This window comes from Hymenobacter glaciei, from assembly GCF_039539585.1.
GTDB classification, from domain to species: Bacteria; Bacteroidota; Bacteroidia; order Cytophagales; family Hymenobacteraceae; genus Hymenobacter; species Hymenobacter glaciei.
This window is the reverse complement of record NZ_BAABDK010000016.1, coordinates 396,821-410,757: the sequence shown is the minus strand read 5'-3', so window position 1 is coordinate 410,757 and position 13,937 is coordinate 396,821. Positions and strand designations below refer to the sequence as shown.

The window sequence follows — 13,937 nt, the reverse complement described above, 5'->3', positions numbered from 1 at the left end:
AGCGCCCGGTCGAGTCGGGTGCTCCGGGAGCAGCGCTGGTCAAGTTCGCCCGGTGCCTATTGGCCTTACTGCATCGTGTGGGCGTAGGCGGAAGGGCGACGCCGGATTATCCCCGTTTGTCTCTGCGAGGCGACCCTACGCAGCCGTCCCAATACGGGTCTTTTCCCCTTTTCCGTTCACCCGGTATTCCGCCCCGTTTTCGATTAGCAAGCCCTGCGTCCGGTCGCTGCCCTTCTCCCGGCCGTGCTTGACGTCGATTTTCAGCACGTGGCCTTCGTAATCCGCCGTTACCTCGTCCACGACGGAATGACCGATGACCACCCGGGCGGCCTGATAAAACCGCAGCACCTGCTCCAGCTCCGCTTGCGTGGTCCGGTGATACGCGGCGTTGAACGGGTCACGCACGAAGAAAGCAGCCCGGTACAGCCAATTCATCGCCAAGCCCCGGTCCCAATACGGCCCGTCGTAAGAACTCAGCACCGTGCCCTCCCGGGACTTCCCGTCCTGCGTGGGCGCCCGAGTGCCGTAATATTTCCGGGCAATCCGGTTTAGCTCGGTAGTGCCGAGGCCCTCCGCGACCAGCTTCGGCTTGAGCCCGGCGTGCACAAACAGATAGGGGCCAATTTTTTCGATGACGTTTTTGGTGCGCAGCCACCGGCCCATTTCCGAGCGGGGGGAGTACAGCGCCTGCCCGGCCTGGTCCCAGCGCCTCTGCCCGCTGATGCGCTGGGCTGCCCCGATGTACTTGCGCTGGGCATGTGACAGGTCGCCGTAGAGGTTCATCACCTCGTGGTTGCCCAAAATGAAATGGACTTTTCCGCCCGCCTGCTCGGCTTGCCCTTCCAGCTTGTAGAGCAGCCACAGCACCGGCGTCACCGCCTCGCCCCGGTCCACAAAGTCGCCGTTGAGCACCAGGTGCCCCGGGCCGTACGTCCAGTTGTACTGGCGGTCCACGACCCCGTTGCGTTGCAGCAAATCGGCCAGGGCATTGAAGTTGCCTTCGATATCGGAAATCGCGAGCAGGCGAGCCGGCAGGGGGCAGGTCGGCGACGGCGGGGCGGGGGCCGGCCGTACGTAAAAGGAAAACGAGTCCCGGTCGGCGTTCGCCACGCGCACGCGCACCGGCTCCCGCACGTTCAGGGGAATACCCGTTAACCGACTGTTTTCGTCGATGTGGAAAAGGGTGCTGTCCAGGATGTAAGGCCCGTCCCGGCCTTGCAACGGCGTGGCGACGGGCGTATCGGTGAAGAAGCCAAACGCCTCCCCGTTGAACAGCGCGTCCAGGCCCGACCAGGCGTAGACGTACGTCCCCGTGCGCTCGTCGATGCTCTCCTGTCCGTAAACCAGCGTCGTCAAGACCCCATAGCCGCACAGGGACAACAGGCCCCACGTTGCAAGTTTCTTTAAGGCGACTTTTAGATGCTTCATGTCAGAGCAGGCTTCGAGTGAGATGGAGCGGGCACCTGCCCAAGAGGCAAATTCAACAGAAGCACGGCCCGTTTCCCGCCGCGATATTAGAGAGGAATGGGCAGACCTAAGGAGGCCACTCGACCCATTGGCGGCTCGGCTTTCGTAACATGGGGGCATCAAAAAGGCTTGAGGCAAAGCTCCACCAGCCGCTGACCAGGCTTTGAGTTGCTTCCAGTTTCGGGGGCTATTCGTGCGGTGGGCGGGCCTGGGCCGCTTTGGAAGCGGGCCGCGCCAGTGGGGCGTAGTCGGTAGCGCAGGCCCCTAAGCCCATCGATAAAGCCGCAGGAGCAACAAAGCGCCCCATCAGCTACTGGCAGGGCGCTTTTGTGGGTTTCGTTAACTACTCTGACTTGTGAGCGTTTCGAAGGGCACGCTACATTAACTCAAAGGCTCATCTGACTCATGTGTCTACCTTCGTAGCGCTGAATCGCTTTTAACCTTATTTTTTGCTTGCATAATCCTGTGAGATTTTTCCTCTGCCTTGGCACATTCCTATTGATTTCTTTTGGTGTAAGTGCGCAAGAGAACAGCCCCTTCACTGTTGGCTTTGAGGAGACTATCCCCTCGAAGATACTAGGGCAAAAACGTGCCGTGTTGATTCATATCCCTACAAGCAATGGCGGAAATAAAATCAAAGACAGAGGGCGTTATCCGGTGATTTACTTACTGGATGGAAGTGATAATTTCAATTCAGTGGTAAGCATTACAGAGCATATGGAGGAATCAAGCCTTTGCCCTCCCGTAATTGTGGTTGGCATCGTACATGCGGATAGATTGAGTGAGCTCACAACTGGCGCTGACAAGGAGTTTCCTAATTCTGTTGGCAAAGGTGAGAAATTCATGTCTTTTGTCGAAAAGGAATTGATTCCTTACGTCGATGCAACTTATCCAACCACCACTTACAGGACATTTATTGGCCATTCAGTAGGAGGCTTGACCGTTGTGAATGCGCTCCTGCACAATCCGAATTTATTTAATTCGTATGTTTCTCTCGACGGGGCATTGTGGTGGAACGACCAAAAGGTTGTGAAAGAAGCCAAAAAGATTTTGCCTACTCATCCATATAAAGGAAAGAAATTATTCATGGCGATGGCCAATCGTTTGGAAAGAGGAGTTGACACGCTAAGTGTTCAAAAAGATACCAGCGCGGCTACATTTTTAATGCGTAGCAATATCAGCTTTATTAAAGAGGTTTCTAAAAATAAAAGAAACGAATTGGGCTTCAAATACAAATTTTACGAAGACGACAATCATTCTTCTGTAAGGCTGATTGGAGAGTATGATGCCCTTCGATTTATCTACGATTTTTACAAATTGAAGATTTACGACAGTGAATTGAATAACCCCGATTTTAATTTAAATTCCTTATTAATAGCCCACTATAAGAATGTGTCTGAACAAATGGGGTATACTGTCAAGCCAGACGAAAGCCAGGTTAATAACCTTGGGTATCAAATGTTGCGAACGAAGCAATTTAAAAAATCCGAAAGTTTATTTAAGCTCAACGTGGCCAATAATCCCGGTAGCGCCAATTGCTATGATTCCCTAGGTGATTTTTATCTTGAAACAGGGATTAAAACCAAAGCTATTGAGTGTTTCAAAAAAGCGTTAACTCTAAAAGTAATCCCGGAAACCAAAGGCAAGTTAGAGAGATTGTTGAATGATAAACAGGCAGGGAAATGAGTAGTTACTATAATATAATTTTCCTTCCAGTAAGCCATTAATCTAAAGCGTCGACTGTTTCTACATCGGGCAGAGACAGACCTTAACAAGTAAACCCGAGCTTAGGAAACTCGTCTACTAATCAACAGTCAGGAAATGCTCATCGAACATGAGTTTGGTGAACTTCATTGGTGCATAACAGCAAGCCCCGCCAGATACTGGTGGGGCTCTTTGTTGCTGCAAGTTTCGGGGGGCTATTCGTCCGGCTGGCGCGGCGGGGCCTTGCCAGCAGCGCCCCCTTGATTTCTCCGTGGCCACAACCTGTGCACACTCCCCCCTGACTTCTGTGCCTGTTCGGAAAGGAGCAACCGCTGCCGCGTTGATGCGCTTGGCCTTTGCCACACGCGTTGGGATGTTCGGCTGGCCACCCGACGCCCCATGCGGCACGGCCCTGAATGCCGGTTGGCAGCTATCCACTCAATGGGAACGCGCCGGTGCCGGTGGGCGCGCACTGGTTATTCGGCCTGTCCCGGCACTCCATTTTCTGGAGACAAGTCCGGCATACAGAGCGGCGGCATGAAAGGTGAATTTATTAAAATACTAACTAGCAAATAGTTGGGTGCAATGCCGGGTATTGGTACGGCTATGGTGTACGCTCTGGCATAACCCCCCCCGATTATGCTACACAAACCAAAAAAAATATTCCTGGTAGACGACGACCCCTTCTGTCTGAACCTGATGAAGCACGTCATGATAACCAACGGGTTTGCGGACGTGCATACGTACGAAGGCGGCGCGGCCTGCCTCAACTTCCTCACCGACGAACCGGATATCATTTTCCTGGACCAGGTGATGGGCAGTGTGTCCGGCATTGAAACGCTAAAGGCTGTGAAGCGCTTCAACCCGGACATCTACGTGGTGTTTGTGAGCGGACAGCACGAAGTAGCCGTGGCCGTGGAATCGCTCAAGTACGGAGCGTTCGATTACATCGTGAAAGACGAGAAGCTCAGTACCAAGGTGAGTTCGGTCCTGACCAAGATAAAGGACATGGGCGAGCTGCTGGCACAGAAGCCCACCAGCGTGCCCAAGCGGCTCCGGTCGTTTTTTGGCAGCGTGAGCCTCGGGCTGCTGCTCGTGCCCATGATGCTCCTTTCCTGCTAGCGCTGTGGCCAGAAATCTACTCTTCGGGCTGGTGCTGTGCTTGCTCACTGGCTGCACCCAGAATCTATTTCAATCGACCGACAAGACCAAGTACCAGGCGTTTGCGCCGGACCCGGCCTACGAATACAAGCTTCGGAAAGACGACAAGCTGAGCATCAGCGTATGGGACCACGAAGAGCTCAGCGTGGGCTCCATCTACAGCGTTTACAGCTCGGGCGAGGAGCAGGGCAAGTGGGTGCTGGTAGGCCCCGACGGCAAAATCGGGTTCTCCAAAGTTGGCTCGTTTCCGGTGGAAGGCCTCACCGTGGCGGCGGCGCAGGCCAACCTGCAACGCGCCCTGGGCAAATGGATTGTGAACCCGCAGGTCACCATCAAAGTCCTCAACAAGGAAGTGACCGTGTTGGGGGAAGTGAACACGCCCGGCGTGCTGCTGCTGCAAAAAGAGCGCAACACGCTGCTCGAAGTGCTGGGCCGCGCCGGCGACCTGACCGTGTACGCCGAAAAGCGGCACGTGAAAGTGGCCCGCCCCGAGGGCACGGCCCTGCGTGAAATGGAAATTGACCTCACGCAGCTCGACCGCAACTATGCCACCAACATCGTGGTGCTGCCCGGCGACGTGGTGTACGTGCCGGCCCGCAAAGGCAAGCAATTCGATAAAAAAGCCGGCACCTCGCTGGCCGTTACTTCTGCCATTACCGCCATCCTTTTATTCACCCGCATTATCACTGGGCTATGAACGAATTAAACCAAAACCTGCGCCTGCTGCGCCCCCTGTGGCGCGGCCTGCCCATTGTGGTGCTCAGCCTGGTGCTGGCCCTGGCCCTGGCCCACCACTACCTGCGCTACGCCACGCCGCTCTACGAGAGCAGCGCCGAAATTAAGTTGGCCGAAGCCAACGAAGGCCCCATCAACACCAACCTGATTAAAACCTCAGACGCCTTTTCGCCGGTTAATAAGGCCGGGGGCGAGGTGGTGCTGCTCAAGTCGGAGCTGCTGGTGGGCAAGGCCCTGCGCAGCCTGCCATTTGCCATCAGCACGTACCGCGTGGGCGAGATTCGCAAAACGGAAATGTATCTGGAAAGCCCGTTTCTGGTCACCCTCACGCAGCAAACCGGGCAGTGGAACGACAAAGTGTTCAAGTTGAAGATTGCGCCGAACGGCCGCCTGCTGCTGACCACGCCGGCCGGTGGGGCGGTGTGGGGCCGGCTGGGCCAGCCGCTGAAGCTGCCCGGCATGGAGGTGGTCATCAAGCCCAACGAAGCCCTGCTGAAGGCCCGCCCGGGCTTGCCGCTGGCCGACCGCTACGAGTTTGTGCGCCATTCGGAGGCGCGGCTGATGAGCGACGTGCTCGACCGGCTCGACGTGACCAGCGTGGAGAAGGACGTGGCCGTGATTCGGGTGAGCTACCGCAGCCCCGTACCCGAGAAGGCCGCCGACCTGGTGAATGCCCTCACCAACGTGTACATGGCCGATTACCTGGAAAACAAGTACAAGGTGGTGAATGCCTCGGTCGACGTCATCGACCAGCAGCTGCGGGCGGTGAGCGCCAGCCTGAGCCACGCCGAAGACTCGGTGCAGGGCTACCGCGACCAGAAGCGCATCGTGAACATCGGCCAGGAAACCGAAACCGATTTGCGCAAGATTGCGGAGCTGAAAATTCAGCGGGCCAACCTGCACATGAGCCTGGCGGCAGCCAACGAACTGTACCGCTACATGAAGTCGGGCAAGCGAGACATCCTGCAGCTAGCGCCCACGTTCGGCGCGTTCAACGACCAGCTGTCGAACGACATCGTGAAAAGGATGAAGGACCTGCAGGCCGACCGGCGCGACCTGCTGCTGCGCTTCCGGCCGCAGGACGAGAAGGTAGTGGCCATCGATGGCAAGCTTATGGACCTGAACAGCTACCTGTTGGAGAGCATCAAGAACACCCGCAACGCACTTACCATCAAGTATAACGAGCTGGGCCGGGCCATCGGGCAGTCGGAGCACGGCTTTGTGGGCCTGCCCACCCGCGAGAAAAACCTGGCCATTCTGGAGCGGGACTTCCAGCTAAACGAGAAGCTCTACATTCTGCTGCACGAAAAGAAAACCGAGGCCGAGATTGCCAAGGCGGCGCCCACTTCGTCGCACCGCATCATTTCGTGGGGCGACGCGGCCCTGGACCCCATTGCGCCCAACCACGCGCTGGTGCTGGCCGTGGCCGGATTTCTGGGCTTGCTCAGCGGCACGCTGGTGGTGTACCTGTTTTCCGGTTTGCGCGGCACGCCCAGCGACACGTTCACGGTGCAGAAAGAATCGGACCTGCCCCTGGCGGCCAGCCTGCCCAACCTGGCCACGCCGGGCCAGCAGTTGGCTTTCTTCCGGCAGCTGGCCATCCGGCTCGAGCTGAAGGGCCTGCTGGCCCTGGGCAGCAAGGTGGTGGTGAGCTCCTTCACGGGGGCCGAAGGCCAGACGTTCTTCTTCGAGCACCTGCGGGTGGCGCTGGCGGAGCAGTCCAAAAAAGTACGCGCCATTCACATCGAGAACGCGCTGTCTCTCAACCCCGACGCCCTGCCCACCGAGCTGCTGCTGGTGCACAACGTGGCCCTGGCCGCCGACAGCCTGAGCCTGGCCGTGATGGCCGATGCCACCGTGAACCTGGTGCTGATTGACAGCCGCACCACGCCCCTGCACCGCTTGGGCGAGCTGGAGCAGCTGGTGGCCGAGTACCAGCTGCCCAACGTGCAGCTCTGCCTGAACCGCGAAGGCTACCGCCCCGGCCTGCTGGCCCGCCTGTGGAAACGCCCGGCCCGGCAAATGGCCTGGGCCACTGCGGCCGATACCGCTCATGCTGGCGCACCGGCTGCGGCGTAGTGCGGCGGCCCTGCCGGCCCGCTACTGGGTGGTAGCGGGCCAGGCAGTGGTGAGCGGCACGTCGTTTCTGACCAATATTTTCATTGCCAGGCTGTGCGGCCTTAGCACGTTTGGCGCATACAGCGCCTGGCAGATGGTGCTGCTGCTGGCCTTGTCTGTTCAGGGCGCGCTCATTACCCAACCCATGCAAATCGTGCATGGCGAAACACTCCCGGCGCGGCGGCCGGCCTACCGGCAGGCGCTGCTGGCCATGCAGCTGGCGTTCAGCCTGGTGGCGGTGGCGGCTGTAGCAGGGGGGGCGGCGCTGCTGCCAAGAGGCGTGGCGGGGGCGTTGCCGGCGTTTCTGGTGTGCCTGGTAGCAGGCTGCGGGCAGGACACCGCCCGCAAGCTGCTGCTGGCCGAAGGCCGGGTGCGGGCCGCGCTGGTCAGCGACGGGCTCTCGGCGGGCGGGCAGGTGCTGGTGCTGCTGTACTGGGCGCTGGGTCGCAGCCCGGTGGCGCTGCCGGCGGTGCTCTGGGCCATAGGGCTGACCACAGTGCCGGCGCTGCTGCTTTCGGGCCGGGCGCTGGGCCTCACGCTCCGCTTTGCGGAGCTGCGGTCCTTTGCCGGGGCGCACTGGCGGCGGGCGCGGTGGCTGCTGCCCACGGCCCTGCTGCAATGGGCCTCGTCGAATGCCTTGCTGGTGTTTGCCGGTTTCCTGGGCAGCGCAGCCATGCTGGGCATTCTGCGGCTGGCGCAAACCCTGATGGGCGTGCTGAACGTGGGGCTGCAGGCCGTGGAGAACTACGCGCTGCCCCGGCTCAGCCACACGTTTCATCGGCAGCCGCACCTGTTTGCGGCGCAGCGGGCGCGGCTGGGGCGCACGCTGCTGCTGGTGGGCGCGCTGCCGCTGGCGCTGCTGTTTGCGCTGGCCGGGCCCATTGTGGGCTGGCTGCAGGCGGGCAGAGTGGCCCACAGCAACGTGCTGCGCTGGTGCTGCCTGCTGTACGTGGTGATTTTGCTGGTGTACCCGCTGCGGCTGTCGGTGCGTCTGCTGGCCAATGCCCGGCCCTACTTCGAAGGCTACGTGCTGAGCGTGGCGGTGTCGTTTGGGCTGGCGCGCTGGCTGATTGGGCAGTGGCAGGCCAGCGGGGTGGTGCTGGGCTGGGTGGTGGCCCAGGCTGTGCTGGGGGTGTACTGGGCGCTGGCCGTGCGGCGGGCGCAAGTGAAAAGTCTCGAAACCATTATTCCCGCGCTCTAGCGGCAACCTCATGAAAATCATTCACCTCATTTTGGGCAAGGCCAACCCGGAGCGCATGAACGGCGTGAACAAAGTGGTGCACGCCCTGGCCACCCACCAGAGCCGCGCCCAGTGGGACGTGGAGGTGTGGGGCATCACCCCGGATGTGGCGGTGAACTACCCGGCCCGCGAATTCACCACCCGGCTGTTCCGGGCCAGCCGCAACCCGTTCCAACTATCGCGGCTGCTGGAGACAGCCCTGACCGAGGTGGCGGCCGAGGGGGCGGTGGTGCACCTGCACGGCGGCTTTATTCCGGCGTATTACTCGGCGGCCCAGCTGCTCAAGGCCCTGGGCGTGGCGTATGTGATGACGCCCCACGGGGCCTACAATGCCCACGCGCTGCGCAAAAACCACTTGCTGAAACGCCTGTACCTGAGCTGCTGCGAGCATTTCGTGCTCCGCAATGCCGCCGTGGTGCATTGCCTGGGGCAAAGCGAGGTACAGGGCGTACAAGGCCTGCTGCCCGAGCTCAAAACCTGCCTGCTGCCCTACGGCTACGAGGGTGAAGCCGGCGGCGGGCAGCCCGGGCCGGTGCCGCACGACAGCTTCCGGGTGGGCTTTTGCGGGCGCCTCGACGAGCGCAGCAAGGGCCTCGACTGCCTGATTGCCGGCTTCGGCCAGTTTGCCGAGCAGCTGCCCGACGCCGAGCTCTGGATTATCGGCGACGGGCCCGACCGCGACCGGGTGGCGCGCTGGGCGGCCCGGCTGCCCGCTGGCCAGGTGAAGCTGCTTGGCAGCCGCTACGGCGCCGATAAAAAGGCCCTGCTGGCCCAACTCGATGTTTTTGCCCATCCCTCGCACTACGAAGGCCTGCCCACGGCCGTGCTCGAAGCCGCCGCGCTCGGCATTCCGTGCGTGGTGACCGAGGCCACCAACCTGGGCTCCTACATCCGGGACTTTGCCTGCGGGCAGGTACTGGAGGCCGCTCAGCCCGAGCAGTTGGCCGCCGGCCTGCACCGCTTGCACGAACAGTGCGGCGGGACCGGGCAACTGGAGTTCCGGCAGCGCTGCCGCACCATGGTGGCCACGGCTTTTGCCTGGCCTACGCTGCTGCTCAACTATCGGCTCATGTATGACCGCGCCTACCATGCTGCCTAAAACGCCCTCGCCCCAGGCCCCCGACCACGGCCCGTTTTTGCGGCTGGTGCAGGTGCTCCTCACGGTTATTGTGCTCGCGATGCTGGCCAGCTTTTTCACCTGGACGGAAAATGTGACCGTGACCCGCGTGGCCAAAATGGTGGCCCGCGTGGCCATGACCGGGGCGGCCTTTGGCGTGTACCGCCTCATTCTGGCCCGTGGGGCCGTCGACTCGTTTCGGTGGCAGCACAGCCTGGCGCCGCTGCTGTACGGGGCCTACCTGGTGCTGGGCGTGGCGTCGCTGCTGTGGTCTACTAGCCCCGGGTATTCGCTGCTGCAGCTGGTGATGGACGTGGCCAGCCTGGCCTTCGCCTACTTTTTTGTGAAGTGCTTTTTGCTGCTCGAAGCGTTTTTCCCGTCTCGTTCCGTGCGCCTGTCGCAGGTGCTGGGCACGGCTTCGTTCTTGCTGGTGCTGCTGTTTGTGGTGGGGTTTATGGTGGCCCCCGAGGTGTTTGGCCGCCTCACCCACGGCGAGGCCGAAAACCGCCTCGGCGGCTACTTCATCAACCCCAACGAGCTGGGCATGCTGTGCGTAGTGTGCCTTTCGTGCCTGTGGCTGGGCCTCTACCGGGGCCACCGCCCGGTGCGCACGGTGCTCCAGATGCTGCCCGTGCTGGCGGCGTTGGTCCTCACCGGCTCGCGCTCCTCGCTGGTGGGCTTCCTGCTGATTGTGGGTTTCCACATCTGGCAGGCCAACAGCACCCGGCTAAAGCTGGCGCTGGGCACGGCCACGCTGCTGGCCCTGCCGCTGGCGGTGCGCACGGTGTTCATCAAGCAGGGCGGGCTCGACGAAGTGCTGAACATGACCGGCCGCCTGCCGTTCTGGCACGCCCTGCTCACCGAAGGCCTGCCCAAGGAGCCGCTGCTGGGCTACGGCTTTATGCGCATTGCCTACGGCGACTACTTCCAGAGCGCCCACACCTACGCCGCCCAAATGACGCACAACACCTTCATTCAGGTACTGCTGAACCTGGGGCTGGTGGGCTTTGCCATCGTGCTGGCGCAGCTGGCCTTCACCCTGCGCGGCTTTGCTGCCTACCCCACCCGCGAGGGCCGGCTGCTGCTGCTGGGCATCTTCCTGCCCATTCTCATCAACTCCTTCACCGAATTCGGCATTTTCGGCATGTCCAACTACGGCATCCTGTTCTACCAGCTCCTGATTTTCCTGGTCAGCCTGCGCTATAACCCCCGGCTCAGCACGCCCGAGCAGCTGTTTATCAAACGGATGCGCCCCGAGCTGGTGCCGGCCGGCTGAGCCCCACCGGCCCGCCGGCAGCGCTTCCCCCGATTTTTCCTTTCTATTCACCCTTAGCTCCCTTCATCATGAAAGTAATCGACAACCTCCTGCTACTGGCCCGTTTCTCCCTGATGATGGGCATATTGATAATTCCCCGCGTGTTTTCGCCCCACCTCACCGACAGCGCCCTCTCGGAGCAGGAATATGCCGAAGGCGAGCCGCTGGGGCTGGCACCAACCTACCCCACATCGCCCGAAACGCGGGCGTTGTATGCCGCCGTTGAGTGGGAGGGGCGCGGCCCCGCTGCCGGCGCTTTCGGACGGCAAAGTGCTGGCCCGCGCTACTCTGCATCGCGCCAGCGTATGCACCAGTCCCCGCACCTGGGCAATGGCCCGCTGCGGCGCGGCTCCCGGCCCTAGCTGCCCGCCGCCGGCTCGCGGCCCCGGAAGCGACTACCCAAGCCAGTGCTTCGTGCGGAATATTCCGCCGGGGCGCTGGCTTTCGCTATTGGGGAAGCAGGCGGCCCGGCAGGGTGCACCGGCCTTCATTCGCGGTGCCCATACCCTGGAGCGGCACTCCAGTTTATGGAGTGCCGCAATCGGTGGCCGTATACTATTGCCCATATTATCAGTTGGTTAAGCGCAAAAAATAGCTTTGGCACCACCTTGGTATCAGGTCAGGCATGACCACTACTACATTATCAGCTCCTGACCAAGTACTGCTAACCGGTTTGATGGACAAGCTGGGATATGTGCCGACGCAAGCGCGTGGGATTCGGCTGCGGGGCATGTGCAACCCCGATGGCAGCCTGCGCTGGGTGTGGCCGGCGACGATGCACGAGCCCTTATTTCTGGAATTTTATAACGCGGCTTCGCCGAAGGCGAAACTATTTGAGTGGTCGGTCAGGCTGGCATTTGCCTGCGGCCTGCAGGGCCTGCTGTTCCCGCTGTTGCCCACTCGCTACGGCCGCACGGGCGTTCAGGGGTGGCCCATGACGGATTTTGCGCTGTTTACGGGCACCCCCGGCACTTACCGCAAGGCGGTGTGCTGCCACACCAACACCACGGGCCAACGCTTCTTTGTGAAGATGCCGCTGACCCCGGCGGCCACGCTGTGCGTGCAGGCCGAAACCCAGGCCCTGCGGGGGCTGGCCGACCGGCCGGCCGTTTCGTTCCGGGTGCCGGAGGTGGCAGCGGCGCCGCACGCTGGTTTCCTGCACCAAACCAGCGTGAAGCCCGCGCAGGCCGCCCGCGCCAGCTGCCTTACGCCCCGGCACCTGGCCTACCTACGCGAGCAGCTGCACGAAACTTCCGTGCGCCGCCCCCTGGCCGATACCACGTTCTGGCAGAGCACCGAAGCGCAGGTATCGGAGCTGCAGGGGCTGCCGGAAACCCGCATTCCCTACGGCCTGCGGGCCAAGCTGCTGCAGCTCTACCACCGCATCGACTCGGAGCAGGTGGCAGCGCTGGCCTTCGCCCACGGCGATTTCACGAGCTGGAACTGCTGGCTCGGCCCCGACCTGGTGGCCCTCTACGATTTGGAGTTTGCCCAGCCCGAGGCCCCGCTGCTCTACGACCTGTTTCATTTCCACGTGCAGCAGGGCTTGCTGGTGAGCCGCCGCCGGCCCGCGCAGGTACGGGCCGCCATGTGGCAGCAGGCCCGCGCCGAGTTTCCGGCCCTTCCCGAAGCCGAGCTGGCGCTGGCCTGGCAGCTGTACCTGCTGCACCACGTGTCGCGCTACGCCCTGGCCTACCATGTTCAGGAAGCCTGGCACGCGCAGGTGCAGTGGCAGCTAACCGGCTGGAACGAGTTGCTGACCCTGGAGCTGGCCCCCCACGCCGCGCACCGCCAATTGTGCCTCTACGATTTTCTGGATTCGCTGCAGCCCCGCGCCGGGGTGGTGCTCAAGCAGCGCGCCGAAAACGCCTACTACCCCGGCCCCACGGCCGACCTGGACCTGCTGGTGAGCCGCCCGCAGGTGGCCCGCTCGGTGGCGTTTTTGCGGAGCTTTCCGCTGGTGCGCTCGGTGGCGGTGCGGCGGCAGGCCCACATGCGCTCGGTGGACTGCTTTTTTCAGGACGGCACGTTTCTGTCCATCGATTTGCTGCACGAGCTCTGGCGGAAGTCGGTGTCGGTGATGGACGGCGCCGAGGTACTGGCCCACGCCCGCCACGCGGCCGGCATCACGGTGCCCGCGCTGCGCCACGACTTTGAGTACACCTGGTTGTTTTACTGGCTGAACGGCAGCGACCTGCCCGCCGCCCACCGCCGGCACTTCGAGCAGTGCACCCCGGCCGAGCAAGGCGAGATGCTGGACCACCTGGCTACCAAGTACAACCTGCATTTTAGCAGCATCGGGGCCGCCGCTACCCACCAACCGGCGTTGGCGCAAGAGGTGCGCGAGCACCTGCGGGAGCATTCCGGCAGTGGCTTTTTTCGGCGGCAGTGGCGGGCGCTGTGCTACGGCTGGGGCGTGGCCACCTCGTTTTTCCGGCCCAATGGCTTCGTCATCTCCTTCAGCGGCGTCGACGGGGCGGGCAAATCCACGGTCATCGAAAAGGTGAAGGAACACCTCGAGAAAAAATGGCGCAAGCGCGTGGTCGTGCTGCGGCACCGCCCCTCGGTGCTGCCCATCCTCAGCGCCTGGAAATACGGCCGCGCCGAAGCCGAGCGGCGCACGATGGCGAGCCTGCCGCGTCAGGGCCTGAACCAGAGCCTCAAATCCTCGCTTGCCCGCTTCAGCTACTACTACCTCGATTACCTGCTGGGCCAGGCGGTGGTGTGGCTGAAGTACACCAGCCGCGGCCAGGTGGTGCTGTACGACCGGTACTACTTCGATTTCATCAACGACGGCGAGCGCAGCAACATCCGGCTGCCCGAGCGCCTCACCAAGGCCCTGTACACCTTCGTGAGCAAGCCGCGCCTCAACTTCTTCCTCTACGCTGCCCCGGAAGTGATTTTGCGGCGCAAGCAGGAGCTCTCGGGCGAAGCCATTGTGCAGCTCACGCTGAAATACCGGACGCTGTTCGGGCAGCTGGCCGGGCAGTACCCGCAGTCGCGGTACGTGCCCATCGAGAACGATAATCTGGACAACACGCTAGCCCTCATCGGTCAGTATATCCAAGCGGAGGTTTAAC

The 13,937-nt window shown here is 61.7% G+C and carries 10 protein-coding genes; 9 read left to right on the top strand and 1 reads right to left on the bottom strand.

Annotated features, from left to right (window positions below; translation table 11 throughout):
* Positions 1–135: 135 nt before the first annotated feature.
* The gene (locus ABD837_RS10650) at positions 136–1,428 is read right to left on the bottom strand and encodes a metallophosphoesterase (RefSeq protein WP_345053915.1); all 1,293 of its coding nucleotides are present in this window, start codon (positions 1,426–1,428) and stop codon (positions 136–138) included.
* Between the two features lie 504 nt (positions 1,429–1,932).
* On the opposite strand from ABD837_RS10650, the gene ABD837_RS10645 reads away from it, so the two are divergent.
* The 9 genes from ABD837_RS10645 to ABD837_RS10605 all read left to right on the top strand — a co-directional run bounded on the left by ABD837_RS10645 (position 1,933) and on the right by ABD837_RS10605 (position 13,936).
* Positions 1,933–3,153 carry an alpha/beta hydrolase-fold protein gene (locus ABD837_RS10645; RefSeq protein ID WP_345053913.1) on the top strand — a complete coding sequence of 407 codons (1,221 nt, stop codon included), beginning with the start codon at positions 1,933–1,935 and terminating at the stop codon, positions 3,151–3,153.
* Positions 3,154–3,810: 657 nt separating this feature from the next.
* Positions 3,811–4,293, top strand: a complete 483-nt coding sequence (locus ABD837_RS10640) for a response regulator (RefSeq protein WP_345053910.1) — start codon at positions 3,811–3,813, stop codon at positions 4,291–4,293.
* Positions 4,294–4,297: 4 nt separating this feature from the next.
* Complete coding sequence (locus ABD837_RS10635; protein WP_345053907.1) at positions 4,298–5,029, top strand: polysaccharide biosynthesis/export family protein; 732 nt, start codon at positions 4,298–4,300, stop codon at positions 5,027–5,029.
* On the top strand, positions 5,026–7,146 hold the full coding sequence (locus ABD837_RS10630; RefSeq protein ID WP_345053904.1) for a GumC family protein: 2,121 nt from the start codon (positions 5,026–5,028) through the stop codon (positions 7,144–7,146). The genes ABD837_RS10635 and ABD837_RS10630 overlap by 4 nt, the downstream gene beginning before the upstream one ends.
* Positions 7,121–8,386 (top strand): MATE family efflux transporter, encoded by a 1,266-nt coding sequence (locus ABD837_RS10625; RefSeq protein ID WP_345053901.1) that lies wholly within the window; start codon positions 7,121–7,123, stop codon positions 8,384–8,386. The genes ABD837_RS10630 and ABD837_RS10625 overlap by 26 nt, the downstream gene beginning before the upstream one ends.
* Positions 8,387–8,396: 10 nt before the next feature.
* Positions 8,397–9,524, top strand: a complete 1,128-nt coding sequence (locus ABD837_RS10620) for a glycosyltransferase family 4 protein (RefSeq protein WP_345053898.1) — start codon at positions 8,397–8,399, stop codon at positions 9,522–9,524.
* Positions 9,499–10,818, top strand: coding sequence for an O-antigen ligase family protein (locus tag ABD837_RS10615; protein ID WP_345053896.1), 1,320 nt, complete (start codon positions 9,499–9,501; stop codon positions 10,816–10,818). Before ABD837_RS10620 ends, ABD837_RS10615 begins: the two co-directional genes overlap by 26 nt.
* 68 nt (positions 10,819–10,886) lie before the next feature.
* Positions 10,887–11,219, top strand: coding sequence for a hypothetical protein (locus tag ABD837_RS10610; RefSeq protein ID WP_345053894.1), 333 nt, complete (start codon positions 10,887–10,889; stop codon positions 11,217–11,219).
* Positions 11,220–11,482: 263 nt separating this feature from the next.
* Entirely contained in the window at positions 11,483–13,936 is a 2,454-nt protein-coding gene (locus ABD837_RS10605) for a nucleoside/nucleotide kinase family protein (RefSeq protein WP_345053891.1), read from the top strand.
* Position 13,937: the final 1 nt, after the last annotated feature.

Excerpts from the sequence above, each read along its gene's own strand:
- ABD837_RS10640 (WP_345053910.1), top strand. The coding sequence starts at position 3,811 with ATGCTACACAAACCAAAAAAAATATTCCTGGTAGACGACGACCCCTTC.
- ABD837_RS10620 (WP_345053898.1), top strand. The coding sequence starts at position 8,397 with ATGAAAATCATTCACCTCATTTTGGGCAAGGCCAACCCGGAGCGCATG.
- ABD837_RS10650 (WP_345053915.1), bottom strand. The coding sequence starts at position 1,428 with ATGAAGCATCTAAAAGTCGCCTTAAAGAAACTTGCAACGTGGGGCCTG.
- ABD837_RS10630 (WP_345053904.1), top strand. The coding sequence starts at position 5,026 with ATGAACGAATTAAACCAAAACCTGCGCCTGCTGCGCCCCCTGTGGCGC.
- ABD837_RS10605 (WP_345053891.1), top strand. The coding sequence starts at position 11,483 with ATGACCACTACTACATTATCAGCTCCTGACCAAGTACTGCTAACCGGT.
- ABD837_RS10615 (WP_345053896.1), top strand. The coding sequence starts at position 9,499 with ATGACCGCGCCTACCATGCTGCCTAAAACGCCCTCGCCCCAGGCCCCC.
- ABD837_RS10610 (WP_345053894.1), top strand. The coding sequence starts at position 10,887 with ATGAAAGTAATCGACAACCTCCTGCTACTGGCCCGTTTCTCCCTGATG.
- ABD837_RS10625 (WP_345053901.1), top strand. The coding sequence starts at position 7,121 with ATGCTGGCGCACCGGCTGCGGCGTAGTGCGGCGGCCCTGCCGGCCCGC.